Raw genomic sequence first — 17,100 nt, 5'->3', positions numbered from 1 at the left:
GCGGGAATGACTCCGTGGGTGGGGCGGCAACTCCTCATCGAAACCCCTCCGGCAGCCAGCTGCGATATTTCGGGTGGCCTGCGGTCACGGGGAAGCTTACCTCCTCGTGCGTTTCGGACGAATGGTAGAATGCCGTGACGATTTCCAGCGCCCGGCGCGAGTCCTTTGACGTCACCGGCATCGGCCCCAGCCCCTCCAGCGCATCCCAGAAGCGGCGCATCTGGGTCTGGAACCGCGACGGCACATCCTGCCAGTCGGCGAGCAGCGCCTCGATCTTCACCTTGGTCGCGTCGTTGCGCGGCAGGATCTTCCAGGGGAGTTTTCCGGGGTTGTAGGCTTCGTGGTCGCTCTCGAAGGTGACGTGCTCGAAGGCCAGCCGGATGCGGCTGATTTCGTCGGCCGAGCCGAGCGTCGCGGTGAAGCTGGCGAGCGCGCCACTCTCCATCTCCAGCGAAGCCGAGATGCAATCTTCCACCTCGATCGCATTCACCCGCGTCGCCACCCGGCCGAACAGGCTTTTGGGCTCGCCCATCAGGTAGGTGAAGATATCGTGCGGGTGGATGGCGTGGGTCATCAGCACGCCGCCGAGCTCGGTCTTCCATTTGCCGCGCCAGGGCACGGTGTAATAATCCGGCCCGCGCCGCCACAGCGTCTCGACGGTGCCGACATAAGGCTTGCCGGCGATCCCTGCCTCGATGATGCGTTTGACCTGCTCGATGCCGTTGCCGTAGCGATACTGGAACACCGGCATCAGCTTGCCGCGGCTCACCTTCTCGAGCTCGATGATCTCATCGACCTCGGCGAGCGAGCCGACCAGCGGCTTCTCGCACACCACGTGCTTGCCGGCTTTCAGCGCCGCCACCACCATCGGGTAATGCACCATGGGCGGGGTGCAGACATCGATTATGTCGAGATCGTCCATCGCCAGGAGGTCGTCGAAATTTTCGACCCGCCGCTCGATGCCGAACTCGTCGGCCAGCGCGTTGCGCCGCGTCGGGTCGAGATCGCAGATGGCGATGACCTTGAAGCGGTCCTTGTTGGTCTCGTAGCCCTCGACGATGTGGCTCTTGCCGATGCCGCCGCCGACTACAGCGACTGTGTAAACCCTGCTCATTGCTGCCAAACCGTCCCGACTTCAGCCAGTTTCTGCGCCGTCAGCGCCAGTTCCATCGCCTTGAAGGCGCGCACCTGCGGCATTGCCGTCTCGGTGCGGTTGAGGATGTCCGCGATCAGCTGCCGCCCATAGGGCAGGTCCTGACCCGAGCAATCGATATGCTGGGTGCCGTGCTTATCGACAAGGAACAGGTGGTCGGTCCCCGGCCGCCCGGCGATGTCGATATACTTCCTGAGCTCGATATAGCCCTCGGTGCCGAGGATGGTGAGCCGCCCGTCGCCCCAGGTCGGAAGCCCGGCCGGGGTGAACCAATCGACCCGCACGTAGCCCGTGGTAGTGGGGGTCCTCAAATGCATGTCGCCGACATCCTGCAGCCCGGGTTTGCCAGGGTTGCCGCGGTTGTTCACCGAGGCCGACACCACTTCGGCATCGGCATCGGTGCCGGAAAAGAACAGGAACTGCTCGCACTGGTGGCTGCCGATATCGCAGAGGATGCCGCCATAAAGCTGCCGATCGAAGAACCAGGCCGGCCGCTGGTTGTTGCGGATGGCATGCGGCCCGAGGCCCACGGTGTTGACCACCTGGCCGATGGCGCCGGCCTTGACCAGCTCGCCGGCCTTCACGGTGGAGCGGGTTTCAAAATGCTCGGAATAGCAGACCGAGTAGATCCGCCCCGTCTCGGCCTGCACCCGCTTGATCTCGGCCAGTTGCTCGAGGCTGGTCATCCCCGGCTTGTCGCTCATCACATCCTTGCCATGCCGCATCGCGGCGACCGAGATGGCGGCGCGCTCGGAGAGGATCGCGGCGGTGAGCACCAGCGCGATGGACGGATCCTCGAGGATGGCGCGTTGATCGGCGACGCGCTTCGCTTGCGGGAATTTCTCGCTGAACTCACGCGCGAGATCGTCCTCGGGGGAATGAAAAGCAACCAGCTCGGCGCCTTCGCGCAGCAGGCAGTTCACCTGGCCGTAGATGTGGGAATGGTTGAGGCCGATGGCGGCAAATTTGATGGGCATGGTCAGTCCTAGAATCCTGTGGCCGCTGATGCTGCCGTTCCGTCGTCTCCCTCCCCCTTGTGGGGAGGGATCAAGGGTGGGGGTAGGGCCGCAAGCACGGCAGCCAGATGGGTGGCGACACCTTCGAGGTTGTCGCGGATATCAAGGTTCGAGTACCGGGCGATGCGATAGCCCTCCCGGCGGATCAGCTCCGAGCGCCTATTGTCGTAAGCGATGGCCTCAGGGGTGAAGTGGGTTTCTCCATCGACCTCGATCACCAGTTTGGGGTGGTGGCAGGCAAAGTCAACATAGTATGGACCCAGTTGCACCTGGCGGCGGAAGCGGAAGCCCTGCTCCTTCAGCGAACGGAGGTAGTTCCAGAGCCTCGCCTCGGCCGGCGGCATACGCTTACGGAGTTCCCTTGAACGTTCGATGCTCATGGCCGCCCCCACCCAGCTTCGCTACGGGCCGTTGGCCCTAGCTGCGCTACCCTCCCCACAAGGGGGAGGGAGACGATGGAACCGAAGCAGCAGTCGGGTCTCCCTCCCCTTGATGGGGAGGGATCAAGGGTGGGGTGGGGCCACAGGCGCGGTGTCGAGGCGGGCGAGCGGGCCCTCACCGCTTCATCCCCGTCGTCGCAATCCCCTCGATCAGCAGACGCTGGAAGAACAGGAAGAACAGGAAGATCGGCACCAGGGACAATACGCTCATGGCGAAGAGGCCGCCGAAGTCGCTTTCGCCGGTGGAGTCGGTGAAGGTCCTGAGCCCGAGCATCACGGTGTATTGCTTCATCTCGTTGAGGTAGATCAGCGGGGCGAAGAAATCGTCCCAGGTCCAGATGAAGGTGAAGATGGCGGCGGTCGCCAGCACCGGCATCGACAGCGGCAGCATGATCTTCCAGTAGATGCGCCAGGCCGAGCAGCCGTCCATCATCGCGGCTTCGTCGAGTTCCCTCGGGATGCCGCGGAAGAACTGCACCATCAGGAAGACGAAGAAGGCGTCGACCGCGAGGAATTTCGGCACCACCAGCGGCAGGATGGTGTCGACCCAGCCCAGCTCGCGGAACAGCACATATTGCGGGATCAGGGTCACCTGGCCGGGCAGCATCAGCGTCATCAGCATCATGGCGAACCAGAAGTTGCGACCCTTGAAGCGCAGCCGCGCAAAGGCGAATGCCGCCATCGAGCAGGCGATGAGGTTGCCCACCACCGAGGTGACCGAGATCACCAGCGAGTTCCAGAAGAAGGTGCCGAAGCTGACGCGCAGCCCGTCCCAGCCGCGGAAATAGCTGTCGAGGCTCCAGACGCTGGGGATCAGCGTGCCGCCAAAGATCTCGTTCTCCGGCCGGAAGCTCGCCGAGAGCATCCACAGCAGCGGATAGAGCATCAGGATCGAGGCGCCGATCAGCGCCACATGGGCGAGCACGCTGAGGATGCGCTTGCGCATCAGCTTGGCCGGCGAGGCCTCGGTGACGACGGTGAGGCGCGGGGCGGGGGCGGTAACGGTCATCGGGTGCCTCCCTCGGCCGAACGGTCGACGAGCGACACGGGTGCCTCAATCATCATAGTGCACCCAGTATTTGCTGGTGAGGAACGAGAAGGCGGTGAAGCAGGCGACCAGCAGCAGCAGGAACCAGGCCAGCGCCGAGGCATAGCCCATGCGGAAGAAGCCGAATGCCTCCTGGTAGAGGTAGAGCGTGTAGAACAGCGTCGAGTTGATCGGATTGCCGGTGCCGGCCGAGATGATGAAGGCCGGGGTGAAGCTCTTGAAGGCCTCGATGGTCTGGATGATGGCGTTGAAGAACACCACCGGGGTCAACAACGGCAGGGTGATCTTCCAGAACTGGCGCCAGCGGCTGGCGCCGTCGAGGCTAGCGGCCTCGTACATATCCTGCGGGATCTGCCTGAGACCGGCGAGGAAGATGATCATTGGCGAGCCGAACTGCCAGATCGACAGGATAATCAGCGTCCACAGCGAATAGCGCGGGTTGGAAATCCAGCTCGGGCCCTGGATGCCGAACATCGAGAGGAAGTCGTTGACCAGCCCGTCGCCGGCAAACAGCTGGCGCCACAGGATGGCGATGGCGACGGAAGCGCCGAGCAGGCTGGGCAGGTAGAACAGGGCGCGGTAGAGCGGCAGGCCGCGCATGCCGCGGTTGAGCAGCAGCGCCACACCGAGCGCGAAGGCGAGTTTCAGCGGCACCGAGAAGATGACGAAGGTCAGCGTCACCTGCATCGAGGCGATGAATTTCGGATCCGCAGTGAACATGCGGATGTAGTTGCTGGCGCCCACCCATTCGGGGGCGGTCAGCAGGTCGAAATCGGTAAAGCTCAGGTAGAGCGAGGTGATGATCGGCCCGATGGTCAGGCCGAGAAAGCCGATCAGCCAGGGGATCAGGAAGAGGTAGCCGGGGGCGTGGTTCTGCCACGCCCTCGACCACCACGATTGGTACACCGCACCCCCGGCATGGGGGACTCCGGCCTCCACGGCGGGCGCGGTCATGACGTCAGGCCGCGCGGTTCAGGATGTCGGTCGCGCCCTTGACGAGCTCGGGACCGGCCTGTTCCGGGCTCTTGGCGCCGAAGCCCACTTCCTGCCCGAGAATACGGAACAGCGAAGCGTCGATCTCGCCGGCAGCGGCCGGCGGGGACGGGGGCAGGGCGCCGAGCAGCGGGCCGAGATTGGCGACGAAGTTGAGCGCCACCTGGCTCTGTTCGTCGAGCGTCGGGGCGAGCGCCTCGCGCACGGCCTTCGAGCAGGGGATGCCGCGCTCGACGCCAAGCACATTGCTGGCGGTAGGGTCGTTGACGAAGAAGCTGATGAACTTCGCCGCCGCTTCCTGCTGGGCCGACGAGCCGCCGATCGAGAAGAACATCGAGGGCTTGCGATAGTGACCGCCAGGGGCGTCGGCGGCGGTGCGCGGGAAGTTCGAGATGGTGATCTTGTCCTTGATGATCGCCTGGAAGGCCACCAGCTGGTTGGAGTTGGACGGGATCACCGACGCCTTGTTGAGCGTCAGCATGGTGGTCTCGAGCGGCCCGGTATCGAGCGCCTGGTCGTCGGGGCTGACGCAGACGCCGGCGGTGCGCAGGTCCGCCCAGAGCTTATACCACTCGGTGGCGTCGGCTTCGTCGAAGGCCACCTTGCCATCGGCGGTGTAGAGCGCCTTGCCGCGCTGGCGCAGCCAGTTCTCGTACATCGGCTCGGACACCGAACCGTCGGCGATGACGGCTTTGCCGACGCCCTTGGACTTGAAGGCTTCGCTGATCGTGGTCAGATCGGCATAGGTGGTGGTCGGGCCGGGCACATCGAGACCGGCCTTCTCGAAATCGACGGTGTTGATCATCAGCGCCACCGAATTGGCGCCCAGGCTGATGCCATAGAGCTTGCCATCGACCTTGCCGCCATCGAGCTGGTCCTGGTCGAAATCGCCCAGGTTCAGCGCGCCGCCGACGAAGCCGTCGAGCGGGGCGATGGCGTTCCGCTTGGCGTATTCGACGATGTAGCGGTAATCCATCTGGATGATGTCGGGCGCATTGCCGCCAGCGGTCTGGGTGGCGAGCTTGGGCCAGTAATCGTTCCAGGCGAGGAACTCGCCTTCGATCGCCGGGCCTCCGGCCTTGGCGTAGAGATCGGTTACGCCGTAGGTGCGGTCGGCGCGGGCCTGGCCGCCCCAGAAGATCAGGCGCAGGGCTTCCTGCGCAAAGGCAGGCGAAATGCCGGCTGCGGCGGCAAGCGCCGTCGTGCCGAGCAGAAACTGACGGCGGTCTAGCTTCATGGTCATGGATTCCTCCCGTTTAGTCCTCCGGGGCGGCGACGCCGGCCCGATCCTTTGTTGCGCTCTTGGTGGCGCTAAATAACTAATTGGTTACAACCATGGGCCGGGACGTGCGGCCTGTCAAGCAGGTGCCGTTTCGCACCGAGCCCCAGGCAGAATCGCGTCCAGGCAAGGCTCGGCGCCGGGCCTGGCCGGCGGCGAAGGGCAGCGTTGCAGGCGCTTGCAGCGATTCAGCGGCGGGTGCGGAGGTAGTCGACGACCATCTGCACAGCCTGCGCTTCACGGTCCTGGATCAGCGCGAACTGGCTGAGGTCCTTGCCGAAAACCACCGACAGCGTCTGCATGTTCGAGACGTAGAAATAGCACAGCGAGATAATCGAGATGTAGAGCTGCATCGGGTCCACATCGGTGCGGAACGTGCCCTCGGCATGGCCCCGCTTCACGATCTCCTGCAGCTCGCCGACGATGGGCGAGCGGATCTCGTCGAGATTCTTGATTTGCTTGACGAATTTGGCGTTCTGCAGGTTTTCCACAGAGAGCAGCCGCGGGAACCACGGGTTGGCGAGGAAGTGCCGGAATGTAAACCGGATAACCCGGTCGATAGCTTCTACCGGATCATACTGGCTGATGCGCAGCTCGCGCTCGCCGCGGCGGATTTCCTGGTAGGCGTCGAGCAGAACGGCCTGATACAGAGCCTCTTTATTCCCGAAATAGTGGTAGAGCAGCCGCTTATTGGCCTTGGCGCGGTCGGCAATGGCATCGACCCGGGCGCCGTTGAAGCCCTCTTCGCAGAACTCGTCGCGCGCCGCCTTGAGGATCGAGGCCTTGGTCTTTTCGGCATCGCGCGGACGCACCGGTGCCGGCGTGGCGGCGCGCCGCCGAACCTTCACCGCTGCCACCTCGCTCGCCATCGATCCTACTCCCCGCGCCGTTGCGGTTGTGCTGTCCAGTGTAACAGGACGGTTCATCAGCCGCGTTGGGCCGAGACGAAAATCATGCTTTCGTTCAAGCTCCGACGCCCGCTCTTGACGGTCCATCCTAGCGACGTGTATCTAAGTAACCAAGCAGTTACAAACATAGCGAATTGCGGCAAGCAGGAGGAGCGAGGGATGGCCGAGCGTCGGCTGGGACTGATCATGCACGGCGTGACGGGCCGTATGGGGTATAACCAGCACCTGGTGCGCTCGATCCTCGCTATCCGCGAGCAGGGCGGGGTGGTGCTGTCGAACGGCGACCGGCTGGTGGTCGACCCGATCATCGTCGGCCGCGATCGCGAGAAGATCCAGCGGCTCGCCGAAAAGCACCACATCAAGCGCTGGTCGACCGATCTCGACGAGGTGCTTTCCGACACCGAGGACGAAGTGTTCTTCGATGCCGGCACCACACAGATGCGGGCGGAGCTGTTGAGCCGGGCGATCGACGCCGGCAAGCATGTCTATTGCGAAAAGCCGGTTTCCGACGACCTCGAATCCGCCGTTGCGCTGGCAAAGAAGGCGAAGGCCTCGGGCGTCAAGCATGGCGTGGTGCAGGACAAGCTGTTCCTGCCCGGGCTGCTGAAGCTCAAGATGCTGAAGGACGCCGGGTTCTTCGGCCGGATCCTCTCGGTGCGCGGCGAGTTCGGCTATTGGGTGTTCGAAGGCGATTGGGGCCAGCCGGCGCAGCGCCCGAGCTGGAACTATCGCAAGGCCGATGGCGGCGGCATCATCCTCGATATGCTGTGCCACTGGCGCTATGTGCTGGATAACCTGTTCGGCGAAGTCGAGGCGGTAAGCTGCCTCGGCGCCACGCATATTCCGTCCCGGGTGGATGAGCGCGGCAACACCTATGAAGCCGATGCGGACGATGCGGCCTATGCGACGTTCCAGCTCAAGGGCGGCGTCGTCGCCCATATCAATTCGAGCTGGGACGTGCGGGTGCGCCGCGACGACCTCGTCACTTTCCAGGTCGACGGCACGCACGGCTCGGCGGTGGCGGGCCTCCACAAATGTTTCAGCCAGCACCGGGTGAATACGCCCAAGCCGGTGTGGAACCCCGACCAGCCGCAGACCATCGATTTTTTCCAGAACTGGGAGGAGGTGCCCGACAACTGGCCGGCGCAGAACGGTTTCAAGGCGCAGTGGGAAATGTTCCTGAAGCACGTCGCCGAAGACGCCCCCTGGCCCTATGGCCTCGAGGCTGGCGCCAAGGGCGTGCAGCTGGCCATGCTCGGGCTGCAAAGCTGGAAAGAACGGCGCTGGCTGGATGTGCCAGCGCTGGGGATTTGAGGGATGCTGACTGAGAGAGACTCCCCCCTCCCATCCTCCCCCACAAGGGGGGAGGTGCCGCCCGGTGGATTTGGCATTATCGCGGGTCAGCCTCAACTCTTCACCTCCCCCCTTGTGGGAGAGGCCGGGAGGGGGGTGGCCCCACGCTCGGAGGCAAGTCATGCCTGAACTCATTCTTCCGATGTCCACCCGCACGCTCGAAACCTACCGCCTCACCGGCACGCCGATCCCGTTCGAAAAACACGCCGCCAGCGATTTCCCGCGCATTGCCTATGCCGCGGCGCATGTGGTTGCCGATCCGCTGGCCGCGAACGATCCCTGGCTCACACCCGCCATCGACTGGGATACGACGCTCAAATTCCGCCACCGGCTATGGGATCTCGGGCTCGGCGTGGCCGAAGCCATGGATACGGCGCAGCGCGGCATGGGGCTCACCTGGAGTGACGCGCAGGAGCTGATCCGCCGGGCTCAGGCCGAGGCGCGCGGCCGGTCCGACGCGCTGATCGCCTATGGCGCCGGCACCGATCACCTGGCGCCCGGACCCGATGTCACCATCGACGACGTGATCCGCGCCTATGAAGAGCAGGTCGGGTTCGTCGAAGCCGAGGGCGGTCGGATCATCCTGATGGCGTCGCGCGCCCTCAAGGTGGCGGCGAAATCGCCCGATGACTATGCCCGGGTCTATGGCCGGATTCTCGGCCAGGTGAAGCAGCCGGTGATCCTCCACTGGCTGGGCGAAATGTTCGACCCGGCGCTGGAGGGGTATTGGGGCGAGGCTGACCACAACGCGGCGATGGACGTCTGCCTCGAGGTGATCGCCGCGCATGCCGACAAGGTTGATGGCATCAAGATCTCGCTCCTGAGCAAAGAGAAAGAGATCGCCATGCGCCGCCGGCTGCCTGAGGGCGTGCGGATGTATACCGGCGACGATTTCAACTATGCCGAGCTGATCGCCGGCGACGAGCTAGGCCATTCCGACGCGCTGCTCGGCATTTTCGACGCTATCGCTCCGGCCGCCTCGGCGGCGCTGGCGGCGCTGGGGCGCGGCAGCGACAACGAGTTCTTCGAGCTCTTGGAGCCCACCGTGCCGCTCAGCCGGCACATCTTTGCGGCGCCCACCCGCTTCTACAAAACCGGCGTGGTGTTCCTCGCCTATCTCAACGGGCTGCAGGAGCATTTCGCCATGATCGGCGGCCAGCAATCGACCCGCTCGCTGCAGCATTTGAGTGAGCTGTTCCGGCTGGCCGACAAGGCGCGCGTGCTGGCTGACCCTGGGTTGGCGGTGGAGCGGATGAAGCGGGTGCTGGCTGTGCATGGGGTGGTTTGAGGTGTCCGTGTCTGTGGCCCACCCCTCATCCGGGCTTCGCCCACCTTCTCCCACAAGGGGAGAAGGGTCCTCCACTAACATCTCAGTCAGTCCTTCCACCTTGATGGGAGAAGGTGGGCGAAGCCCGGATGAGGGTGGGGGCAACACGCGCATGACCCAGCAACTCTCCATGAACCTCGCGACCCTGCGCAACGGTTCAAGTTTTGCGCAGATGGTCGACGATTGTCTCCGGCATGGCGTCACCGCCATTGCGCCGTGGCGCGATCAGGTGGCGGCCGTCGGGCTCGCCGAGGCGGCCAGCATCGTCAAGGCCAATGGCCTGCGCGTCACCGGGCTCTGTCGCGGTGGCATGTTTCCGGCGGAAACCGCTGAGGGACGGCAGGCCAATATCGACGATAACCTCCGCGCCATCGATGAAGCGGCGGCACTCGGCGCCGATTGCCTGGTGCTGGTGGTCGGCGGGTTGCCCGGGTCGTCGCGCGACCTGCCGGGGGCCCGGCAGATGGTCAGCGACGGCATCGCGGCGATGCTGCCGCATGCCCGCGCCGCCGGCGTGCCGCTCGCCATCGAGCCGCTGCACCCGATGTATGCGGCCGACCGGGCCTGCGTGAACACCATCGACCAGGCGCTCGATATCGCGGGCGAACTGGGGGAGGGGGTCGGCGTCGCCATCGACGTCTATCACGTCTGGTGGGACCCCAACCTTGCCGCCGCCATCGCCCGGGCCGGGCGGGAGCAACGCATCTTCGCGCACCACATCTGCGACTGGCTGGTGCCGACCACCGACATGCTGCTCGATCGCGGCATGATGGGCGACGGGGTCATCGACCTCCCCGCCATCCGCGCGATGATCGAGGCCGCCGGCTACCACGGTCCGCAGGAAGTCGAGATCTTCAGCCGCGACAACTGGTGGAAGCGGCCGGGGGACGAGGTGGTGCGGGTGTGTGTGGAGCGGCTTAGTACGGTGTGCTGAGGCGGAGCTCGAGTTTGTGGCCCACCCCACCCAGCTTCGCTACGGGCCGTTGGCCCTAGCTGCGCTACCCTCCCCACAAGGGGGAGGGAGTGACGATGGAACCGAAAAGCTTACAGTCGGGTCTCCCTCCCCTCGATGGGGAGGGTAGCGCAGCTAGGCGGAGCCGTAGCGAAGCTGGGTGGGGTGGGGCAGCATCCACCGCAGTTGTGCTCCACCCAAAGCATCGCTTGCACCTCGCGTCTCAGCCGCTAATCTCCCGGCAAAAATCCGAGGAGACTCCATGCATATCCTGATCATCGGGGCGGCCGGCATGATCGGCCGCAAGCTTACGTCTGCGCTGCTCAAGTCGGGGCAGGTGGGCGGCAAGGCCATCAGCAAGTTCACGCTCACCGACGTGGTCGAGCCGGCGAAGATCGATTTCAACGGCGACGTGGCGACGGTGGTCTCCGACGTCTCCTTGCCGGGTGAAGCCACAAAGCTGATCGCCTCGCGTCCCGACCTGATCTTCCACCTCGCGGCGATCGTTTCGGGCGAGGCCGAGGCGGATTTCGACAAGGGCTATCGCATCAACATGGATGGCATGCGGTTTCTGCTCGAAGCCATCCGCCAGGAAGGGCTCAAGGCGCCATACCTGCCGCGCCTCGTCTTCACCTCGTCGATCGCAGTGTTCGGCGCGCCGTTCCCGGAAGCCATCGGCGACGAGTTCTTCAACACCCCGCTCACCAGCTACGGCACGCAGAAGGCGATCTGCGAACTCCTGCTCAACGACTATTCGCGCAAGGGCTTTGTCGATGGCGTCGGCATTCGGCTGCCCACCATCACCATCCGGCCGGGTAAGCCCAATGCGGCAGCCTCGGGGTTCTTCTCCAATATCCTGCGCGAACCGCTGGTCGGGCAGGAGGCGGTGCTGCCGGTGTCGAAGGACGTGCGCCACTGGTTCGCCAGCCCACGCGCCGCGATCGGTTTCCTGACCCATGCCGCCGAGCTCGATACGACGAAGCTCGGCTGGCGCCGGACTCTCTCGGTGCCGGGGCTCTCGACCACGGTGGGCGAGGAGATCGAGGCGCTGCGCCGGGTGGCCGGCGACAAGGCGGTGAACCTGATCAAGGATGTGCCGGACCCCAAGATCATCTCGATGGTGGCGGGCTGGCCGCGCAATTTCGACGCCAAGCGGGCCATTTCGCTGGGGTTCAAGGCCGAGCAGAGCTTTGACGAGATCATCCGGATCCACATCGAGGATGAGCTGGGCGGCAAGATCGGGGGGTAGGGGAGCTGGGCCTACCCCCACCCAGCTTCGCTACGGGCCGTTGGCCCTAGCTACGCTACCCTCCCCACAAGGGGGAGGGAGGGGTTTTGTGTCCGCTGAACTCTCAGTCGGCAGCCACTTGCCTCAGCCGGGTACCTTGAGCGGTTTCGGGGTCAGGCCGCGATAGCGGGCGGTGCGCAGCTCATTGATGTAGTACTCGAGGTCGGGCATGCCCGAGATCTCGGCCTGCCGGATGGAGGCCTCGATATCGTAGGGCAGGCGAGCGAGGCTGACCGTCCAGGGCGCCGGCTCGGCGCCGTCGAAGCGACCCTCGAGAATGGCGTAGCAGGCAAGAGGGACGTCGAGCGGGTTGCCGACGCTGCCGGCGTTGAACAGGCATTTATGCGCGAAGGTCTTCACATAGGCAGTGTGGACGTCGCCATAGCCGACGATGTCGGGCAGCGGCCCATGGCCGGTGAAGTCGGTGTTGTCGAACATCTGGAGGTGGTCGTCGCGGCTGTCATACTGGCGCACCCGATGGTTGATGCCGCGCGCCGAGGCGTGGAACAGCCGCACACTTCGGCCGCTGAGGCGAAAATCGAGCGTTTCCGGCAGGTCGCGGAGGTAAGCGAGTCGCTCGGGGCCCAATTGCCGGCGATGCCAGATGGAGATGGCATCTGCGTCACCATCGGCCAGCCCGGCATCCCAGTTGCCCTTGACGGTCGTGACGCAGACCCGGCGCGAAATGTCGATCACTTGGGCGCCGCTGGGCCCCTTGCCGGCGAGGTCGCCGAGCCCGTAGATCCGCGTGATGCCGCGCGCCTCGATGTCGGCCAGCACCGCCTCGAGCGCCGGCAGGTTGCCGTGGATATCGGAGATGATGGCGATACGGTCGAGCGCCGGCGCTTTCATGCCTCGGGCTTCACCTTGCCGGCGGCGAGATAGGCGGCTTCCACCAGGGCGAAGGTCTTGAGGTTGTCCTCGGCGCTGGTAGCGGCTGGGCGGCCGGCGCGCAGGGCTTCGAGCATATGGCGGTTGGTGGCGAGCACGCTTTCCTGCGCCACGTGCCAGGGCCGCTCGGCCCAGGGCAGCACTTCCGGGTCCTCGTCGAGCACTTCCATCCGGCCGTTGATGGTGACTTCGACCTTGTTGCCGATGCGCGAGACGATGGCGCCTTTGTCGCCCTCCACCTCGATCAGGGTTTCGGGGAAACTGTCGGGCAGGCGGCGCGAGCCATAGGTGCACTCGACCACCGAGACGGCGCCGGAGCTGTGGCGCAGCAGCATGGTGGCGGTGTCCTCGCCCTTGGCCTTGGGGTTGCGACGCTGCAACTCGGCGGTCGAATGCTCGACCTCGCCGAGCAGCACCCGCGCCACATCGAGCACGTGGACGCCCAGGTCGATCAGTACGAAACGCTGCTGTTCGGCGAGATAGGGCTGGCCGGCATAGATGTCGTAGCCGGTACGGAAGCTGACGCGCGCCCAGGTCGGCGTGCCGATGGTGCCGGAGCGGACGATTTCGGCGATACGGCGCAGCGGCTTCTGGAAGCGGAAGTTCTCGTGCACGGCAAGGAAGATGTTGGCGGCCTTGGCCGTGGCCACCATCTCGCGCACCTCGGCAATATCCTGGCCGAACGGCTTCTGGATGATGGTCGGCACCTGGTGGCTCAGCGCAAGTTTCACCAGCGGCAGGTGGCTCTGCATCTGCGTTGCGATATCGACCAGCCCGAGCTGCTCGGCGCGGAACATCACAGCAGCATCGGTGTACCAGCGGGGCACCCCGAACTTTTCGGCGGCGGCGCGGGCGCGCTCCGGGTCCACGTCGCAGACGGCGACGATGTCGACGCCCTCCGGCTTCAGGTCCTGCCAGGCATGGAGATGGTTCTGCGCGAAGAAGCCGCAGCCGATCATTCCCAGCGCGATGCGCTCAGCCATTGCCGCCTCCAGCGGTTACTTGGTCGGCAGCCACTGCTTGGGGATCTTGCACACCATGGTGTAGGCGGGGTCGTAGACGTTGCCGACCTCGTAGCGCACCACCTGGCCCATCAGGTGGCTGGCGGCGGTCTTACTGAGCCCGTACTCGGTGCAGAGCCAGTTGAACATGTCATTGGTGGCGTGCTGCAGCGCCTGGTCGAGCGGCCGGGCATTGCCGACCGAGAAGATTTCGGTAGCGCTCTCGCCGCGCGGCCACACCAGCTTCCGGCCCTTTTCGACGGTCAGCCGCACTTCGACCTCGTAGCTGGTCTCGATGCCGGTGCCGACGATCTCGCCATCGCCCTGCACGGCGTGGCAATCGCCGAGAAAGAACAGCGCGCCGTCGACCGCCACCGGGAACCAAACCGTCGCGCCCGGGCCGAAGCCGCGATAATCCATGTTGCCGCCATTCTCGGCGCTGGTGGCGGTGGAAAAGGCCTGGCCGAGGCTCGGCGCCACGCCGAAGCAGCCGATCATCGGCTCGAGCGGCAGCACGAAATGCTCGAGCCCCTTGACCGGCGGCTGCAGCTGCGCGGTGCCGGCCTGCCGGTCGATCGACCAGGTGACGGTCTCGCGCGAGGGCAGGTCGCGCACCGATTCCGGATCGACGACGTTCCCCGCCAGCGACGAGCGGGTCCAACCGGTGGCGCGGTTCGGTGTCATGCGGAGGATTTCGACCTTCAACGCGTCGCCCGGCGCAGCGCCCTCGACGAAGATCGGCCCATTCATCGGGTTCGGCCCGGGCTGGCGCTGCACCCCATCCTTGTCGAAGCCCCAGGCATCGAGCGTCTCGGTAATCACGGTATCGCCCGAGGCGACGGTGAAGGCAGGGGGGCGCGTGCCCAGCACATTGTGCCACTCGGTGGCAACAAAGCGATGCGTGGTCATTGGGGTGGTTCCTCCTCGGCGCATAGGGGTAGCGGGAGCGGGGAGGGTTGTCACGTGGGCCGAAAGGCTTGGGTAAAGGCTTGGGTGATGTGGGCTCCCGTCCACCGGCCTCATCTCCCCCTTGGCGGGGGAGAAAGCGAAAACTTGGGCTTAGCGCAGCTAAGGCCTTAATTTTCGCAAGAGAGGGGGGCGCGGGAAGGCACGGTGGCTCCGCACCCCCTCTCTTGGAATTTCTAAGGCTTAGCCAAGACGCTAAGCCCAAGAAATTCCATTCTCCCCCGCAAGGGGGGAGATGAGGAGAGACCGGTGGTTTTGGCCCTCACAACCCCGCCAGCCACTCCGCATATTCGGCCTCGTGCCGCCCCTCGAAATTCGCCATCCCCGGCTTGGTCAGCACGCCGCGCCGGGGTGGGATGAAGGAGTGGATGCGGCGCTTGGGGTGTTCGCGCCAGTTGACGTTCACCGCGGCGAATTTGGGGAAGAACTCGAGTTCGTCATAGGGCAGGTGGTCGTGGATCCACCAGCCGAGCGCTTCCCAGCGGCCGGTGGCCTCGTAGTATGGGATCAGCGCATGGACGATGATGCAGGCGGTGGCGCCGATGCCGCCCAGGGCGTCGCGGCGGTCCCAGATATGGCCGCCGAAATTGCTCTCGTTGCGCCCGCAATTGAGGTCATGCTCGTTGCCGAACTGGTTGACCGCGGGCGAGCGATAGGCCGAGCGGATCGAGATGCGGCCGAAGCGCGCCAGCAGCGGTTCGAGGCACGCCTCGCAGAGGCGTTTGCCGGCTGCGATGGCGAGGTCGGGATCATCGGGAATATTGGGGATGCCATAGAAACTGGCGATCTCCGAATAGAGGAAGTCGCGCATGAAGAAGTTCTGGCTGAGCCGCACCCGGCCCAGTTCCTCGAGGCCCTTCATGCTCTGGGGTTTTCGCATCCTCAATATCCTGCGGTCTGTTCGACTGATGATACTGTGCGCTATCAATGGTTTGGCGGACCACCCGTTTCCAACAGGAGTTACGAGAATGCTGAAGCTAGTCGCCGCTGCCCTGTTCGCCGGCTTGCTCGGGGCGCTGCCCGCCATGGCGCAGACCGGCGCCGAAGTCGATGACGCCATCACTACGGACCTCGGCGATGCGGCACCCTATCACACCGCGTTCGACGCCATTCACCAGGCGGTCGCCGACGACAACGCCGCCGGGGTGGCCGAGTGGGTGTCCTACCCGATTACCGTCAGCGTCGGCGGCAAGGCGCTGACCATCAACGATGCCGCCCAGTTCGAGACCGAGTACGAGACGATCATCACTGGCGACATCAAGGACGCGATCCTCACGCAGCAGTGGGAAGCGCTGTTCGTCAATGCCGATGGTGTCATGTACGGCAATGGGCAGGTCTGGCTGAACGGCATCTGCAAGGATGACGCCTGCGCCGAATTCGACGTGAAGATCATCACCATCCAGTCAACCGCCGATATCACCCCGAAGGCCAACTAGCCCACGGGGCGATTCGTCTGCTCTAGTGTCCTCCGTGGGAAGCCCTTCAGGGCAACCGCGGGGGACGTCATGCTGCTGCAGATCATCTTTTATGTCGCGATCACCGCTGAGGCGATGACCGCCGCGCTGGCGGCGGGGCGCCGCAAGATGGATTGGTTCGGCGTCTGCGTGCTGGCCTGCGTCACGGCGCTGGGCGGCGGCACGGCGCGCGACCTGGTGCTGGGGCATTACCCGCTGATCTGGGTCGAGAACCCGTATCTGCTGATCATCTGCTGCGCCGCGGCGTTCATCACCATTGCGCTGGCCCGCTATATGGCGGCGCTGCGCTGGCCGTTCCTGCTGCTCGATGCGCTGGGGCTCGCTGCCTTCACCATCATCGGCTGCAATGTGGCGCTGGAAATGGGCCAGCAGCCGATCATCGTGGTGGTGGCGGGGATGATCACCGGCATTGCCGGCGGCATCATGCGCGATATCCTCTGCAACGAGGTGCCGCTGGTGTTCTCGTCCGAGCTCTACGCCACCGTCGCCATCATTTCGGGTACGCTCTACTATCTGGGCCGCGCCATGGAGGTGCCACACGATATGCTGGTGCTGGGTACCATCGCCATCGGCTTTGCGGTGCGCGTCGCGGCGATCGTGTGGAAGCTCGAAATGCCGAAATTCGTCTACGACAAGGAGCTACGCTGATGGCTCGCCCACAACGCCTGCAGCTGTCGCGCCAGGCCGGCTTTAACCTGCAGGCGATTTCGCTGGCGCTCAACGGGCTGCCGGCCAAGCTGATCACCCGGCCGGGGCGGTGGGGCAACCCTTTCACCATCGACGACACGGCCAGGCGCTATGGGCTCGATCGTGCCCAGGCGCAGGTCAAAGCGGTGGAGCTCTGCGGGCAGTGGCTCACCGGTACGCTCGATCCGGCTTTGTCGCCGGGGGCGCCGCCGGAGCGGGCTGTCATCCGGGCTGAACTCAGGGGATATAACCTTGCCTGCTGGTGCAAGGCGGGGACGCCCTGTCACGCAGACACATTGATCGAACTGGCGAACGGATAGGCT

The 17,100-nt window shown here is 64.9% G+C and carries 18 protein-coding genes; 7 read left to right on the top strand and 11 right to left on the bottom strand.

The features are described 5' to 3' along the window. Window positions 1–34: 34 nt before the first annotated feature. The 7 genes from ACSQ23_RS24975 to ACSQ23_RS24945 all read right to left on the bottom strand — a co-directional run bounded on the left by ACSQ23_RS24975 (window position 35) and on the right by ACSQ23_RS24945 (window position 6,798). Window positions 35–1,114, bottom strand: coding sequence for a Gfo/Idh/MocA family protein (locus ACSQ23_RS24975; RefSeq protein WP_436092245.1), 1,080 nt, complete (start codon window positions 1,112–1,114; stop codon window positions 35–37). After that, complete coding sequence (locus ACSQ23_RS24970) at window positions 1,111–2,130, bottom strand: Gfo/Idh/MocA family protein (RefSeq protein ID WP_436092244.1); 1,020 nt, start codon at window positions 2,128–2,130, stop codon at window positions 1,111–1,113. Before ACSQ23_RS24970 ends, ACSQ23_RS24975 begins: the two co-directional genes overlap by 4 nt. 8 nt (window positions 2,131–2,138) lie before the next feature. After that, the gene (locus ACSQ23_RS24965) at window positions 2,139–2,549 is read right to left on the bottom strand and encodes an endonuclease domain-containing protein (RefSeq protein WP_436092243.1); all 411 of its coding nucleotides are present in this window, start codon (window positions 2,547–2,549) and stop codon (window positions 2,139–2,141) included. A 175-nt stretch (window positions 2,550–2,724) separates the two neighbouring features. Beyond that, window positions 2,725–3,555 carry a carbohydrate ABC transporter permease gene (locus ACSQ23_RS24960; protein ID WP_156384736.1) on the bottom strand — a complete coding sequence of 277 codons (831 nt, stop codon included), beginning with the start codon at window positions 3,553–3,555 and terminating at the stop codon, window positions 2,725–2,727. A 108-nt stretch (window positions 3,556–3,663) separates the two neighbouring features. Next, complete coding sequence (locus ACSQ23_RS24955; protein WP_436092242.1) at window positions 3,664–4,611, bottom strand: carbohydrate ABC transporter permease; 948 nt, start codon at window positions 4,609–4,611, stop codon at window positions 3,664–3,666. 4 nt (window positions 4,612–4,615) lie between these two features. Then, window positions 4,616–5,893: an ABC transporter substrate-binding protein gene (locus ACSQ23_RS24950; protein WP_436092241.1), complete on the bottom strand. Its 1,278-nt coding sequence runs from the start codon at window positions 5,891–5,893 to the stop codon at window positions 4,616–4,618. Window positions 5,894–6,117: 224 nt separating this feature from the next. Continuing rightward, window positions 6,118–6,798 carry a TetR/AcrR family transcriptional regulator gene (locus ACSQ23_RS24945; RefSeq protein WP_056001474.1) on the bottom strand — a complete coding sequence of 227 codons (681 nt, stop codon included), beginning with the start codon at window positions 6,796–6,798 and terminating at the stop codon, window positions 6,118–6,120. A 198-nt stretch (window positions 6,799–6,996) separates the two neighbouring features. On the opposite strand from ACSQ23_RS24945, the gene ACSQ23_RS24940 reads away from it, so the two are divergent. The 4 genes from ACSQ23_RS24940 (at window position 6,997) to denD (ending at window position 11,718) form a co-directional block, all read left to right on the top strand. Continuing rightward, the gene (locus ACSQ23_RS24940; RefSeq protein WP_436092240.1) at window positions 6,997–8,151 is read left to right on the top strand and encodes a Gfo/Idh/MocA family protein; all 1,155 of its coding nucleotides are present in this window, start codon (window positions 6,997–6,999) and stop codon (window positions 8,149–8,151) included. Window positions 8,152–8,311: 160 nt separating this feature from the next. Next, the gene (locus tag ACSQ23_RS24935) at window positions 8,312–9,478 is read left to right on the top strand and encodes a dihydrodipicolinate synthase family protein (RefSeq protein WP_436092239.1); all 1,167 of its coding nucleotides are present in this window, start codon (window positions 8,312–8,314) and stop codon (window positions 9,476–9,478) included. A 151-nt stretch (window positions 9,479–9,629) separates the two neighbouring features. Then, window positions 9,630–10,451, top strand: coding sequence for a sugar phosphate isomerase/epimerase family protein (locus tag ACSQ23_RS24930; protein WP_436092238.1), 822 nt, complete (start codon window positions 9,630–9,632; stop codon window positions 10,449–10,451). 280 nt (window positions 10,452–10,731) lie between these two features. After that, a complete protein-coding gene (gene denD, locus ACSQ23_RS24925; protein WP_436092237.1) occupies window positions 10,732–11,718 on the top strand; it encodes a D-erythronate dehydrogenase in 987 nt (328 codons plus the stop codon). Between the two features lie 123 nt (window positions 11,719–11,841). On the opposite strand, the gene ACSQ23_RS24920 is transcribed toward denD, so the two are convergent. The 4 genes from ACSQ23_RS24920 to ACSQ23_RS24905 form a co-directional block, all read right to left on the bottom strand. Beyond that, window positions 11,842–12,609 carry a metallophosphoesterase family protein gene (locus ACSQ23_RS24920; protein WP_436092236.1) on the bottom strand — a complete coding sequence of 256 codons (768 nt, stop codon included), beginning with the start codon at window positions 12,607–12,609 and terminating at the stop codon, window positions 11,842–11,844. Beyond that, window positions 12,606–13,631: a Gfo/Idh/MocA family protein gene (locus ACSQ23_RS24915; protein WP_436092235.1), complete on the bottom strand. Its 1,026-nt coding sequence runs from the start codon at window positions 13,629–13,631 to the stop codon at window positions 12,606–12,608. The genes ACSQ23_RS24920 and ACSQ23_RS24915 overlap by 4 nt, the downstream gene beginning before the upstream one ends. Before the next feature lie 15 nt (window positions 13,632–13,646). Further along, a complete protein-coding gene (locus tag ACSQ23_RS24910; protein WP_436092234.1) occupies window positions 13,647–14,558 on the bottom strand; it encodes an acetamidase/formamidase family protein in 912 nt (303 codons plus the stop codon). Between the two features lie 319 nt (window positions 14,559–14,877). Next, window positions 14,878–15,495: a hypothetical protein gene (locus ACSQ23_RS24905; protein ID WP_436092233.1), complete on the bottom strand. Its 618-nt coding sequence runs from the start codon at window positions 15,493–15,495 to the stop codon at window positions 14,878–14,880. Between the two features lie 88 nt (window positions 15,496–15,583). On the opposite strand from ACSQ23_RS24905, the gene ACSQ23_RS24900 reads away from it, so the two are divergent. From ACSQ23_RS24900 to ACSQ23_RS24890, 3 genes are all read left to right on the top strand, one after another. Further along, window positions 15,584–16,051 carry a hypothetical protein gene (locus tag ACSQ23_RS24900; RefSeq protein WP_332694140.1) on the top strand — a complete coding sequence of 156 codons (468 nt, stop codon included), beginning with the start codon at window positions 15,584–15,586 and terminating at the stop codon, window positions 16,049–16,051. A 69-nt stretch (window positions 16,052–16,120) separates the two neighbouring features. Next, window positions 16,121–16,738, top strand: coding sequence for a trimeric intracellular cation channel family protein (locus ACSQ23_RS24895; protein WP_055881132.1), 618 nt, complete (start codon window positions 16,121–16,123; stop codon window positions 16,736–16,738). After that, on the top strand, window positions 16,738–17,097 hold the full coding sequence (locus ACSQ23_RS24890) for a DUF4326 domain-containing protein (RefSeq protein WP_436092232.1): 360 nt from the start codon (window positions 16,738–16,740) through the stop codon (window positions 17,095–17,097). The genes ACSQ23_RS24895 and ACSQ23_RS24890 overlap by 1 nt, the downstream gene beginning before the upstream one ends. Window positions 17,098–17,100: the final 3 nt, after the last annotated feature.

The organism is Devosia sp. LjRoot16 (assembly GCF_964252795.1).
Classification (GTDB): domain Bacteria; phylum Pseudomonadota; class Alphaproteobacteria; order Rhizobiales; family Devosiaceae; genus Devosia_A.
This window is presented reverse-complemented; position numbering and strand designations above follow the sequence as displayed.

What these genes read in the sequence shown, in the direction of transcription:
- ACSQ23_RS24975 (WP_436092245.1), bottom strand. Translation starts at nt 1,114, where the DNA reads ATGAGCAGGGTTTACACAGTCGCTGTAGTCGGCGGCGGCATCGGCAAG.
- ACSQ23_RS24950 (WP_436092241.1), bottom strand. Translation starts at nt 5,893, where the DNA reads ATGACCATGAAGCTAGACCGCCGTCAGTTTCTGCTCGGCACGACGGCG.
- ACSQ23_RS24935 (WP_436092239.1), top strand. Translation starts at nt 8,312, where the DNA reads ATGCCTGAACTCATTCTTCCGATGTCCACCCGCACGCTCGAAACCTAC.
- ACSQ23_RS24900 (WP_332694140.1), top strand. Translation starts at nt 15,584, where the DNA reads ATGCTGAAGCTAGTCGCCGCTGCCCTGTTCGCCGGCTTGCTCGGGGCG.
- denD (WP_436092237.1), top strand. Translation starts at nt 10,732, where the DNA reads ATGCATATCCTGATCATCGGGGCGGCCGGCATGATCGGCCGCAAGCTT.
- ACSQ23_RS24960 (WP_156384736.1), bottom strand. Translation starts at nt 3,555, where the DNA reads ATGCGCAAGCGCATCCTCAGCGTGCTCGCCCATGTGGCGCTGATCGGC.
- ACSQ23_RS24965 (WP_436092243.1), bottom strand. Translation starts at nt 2,549, where the DNA reads ATGAGCATCGAACGTTCAAGGGAACTCCGTAAGCGTATGCCGCCGGCC.
- ACSQ23_RS24890 (WP_436092232.1), top strand. Translation starts at nt 16,738, where the DNA reads ATGGCTCGCCCACAACGCCTGCAGCTGTCGCGCCAGGCCGGCTTTAAC.
- ACSQ23_RS24970 (WP_436092244.1), bottom strand. Translation starts at nt 2,130, where the DNA reads ATGCCCATCAAATTTGCCGCCATCGGCCTCAACCATTCCCACATCTAC.
- ACSQ23_RS24920 (WP_436092236.1), bottom strand. Translation starts at nt 12,609, where the DNA reads ATGAAAGCGCCGGCGCTCGACCGTATCGCCATCATCTCCGATATCCAC.
- ACSQ23_RS24940 (WP_436092240.1), top strand. Translation starts at nt 6,997, where the DNA reads ATGGCCGAGCGTCGGCTGGGACTGATCATGCACGGCGTGACGGGCCGT.
- ACSQ23_RS24915 (WP_436092235.1), bottom strand. Translation starts at nt 13,631, where the DNA reads ATGGCTGAGCGCATCGCGCTGGGAATGATCGGCTGCGGCTTCTTCGCG.
- ACSQ23_RS24945 (WP_056001474.1), bottom strand. Translation starts at nt 6,798, where the DNA reads ATGGCGAGCGAGGTGGCAGCGGTGAAGGTTCGGCGGCGCGCCGCCACG.
- ACSQ23_RS24910 (WP_436092234.1), bottom strand. Translation starts at nt 14,558, where the DNA reads ATGACCACGCATCGCTTTGTTGCCACCGAGTGGCACAATGTGCTGGGC.
- ACSQ23_RS24895 (WP_055881132.1), top strand. Translation starts at nt 16,121, where the DNA reads ATGCTGCTGCAGATCATCTTTTATGTCGCGATCACCGCTGAGGCGATG.
- ACSQ23_RS24955 (WP_436092242.1), bottom strand. Translation starts at nt 4,611, where the DNA reads ATGACCGCGCCCGCCGTGGAGGCCGGAGTCCCCCATGCCGGGGGTGCG.
- ACSQ23_RS24930 (WP_436092238.1), top strand. Translation starts at nt 9,630, where the DNA reads ATGACCCAGCAACTCTCCATGAACCTCGCGACCCTGCGCAACGGTTCA.
- ACSQ23_RS24905 (WP_436092233.1), bottom strand. Translation starts at nt 15,495, where the DNA reads ATGCGAAAACCCCAGAGCATGAAGGGCCTCGAGGAACTGGGCCGGGTG.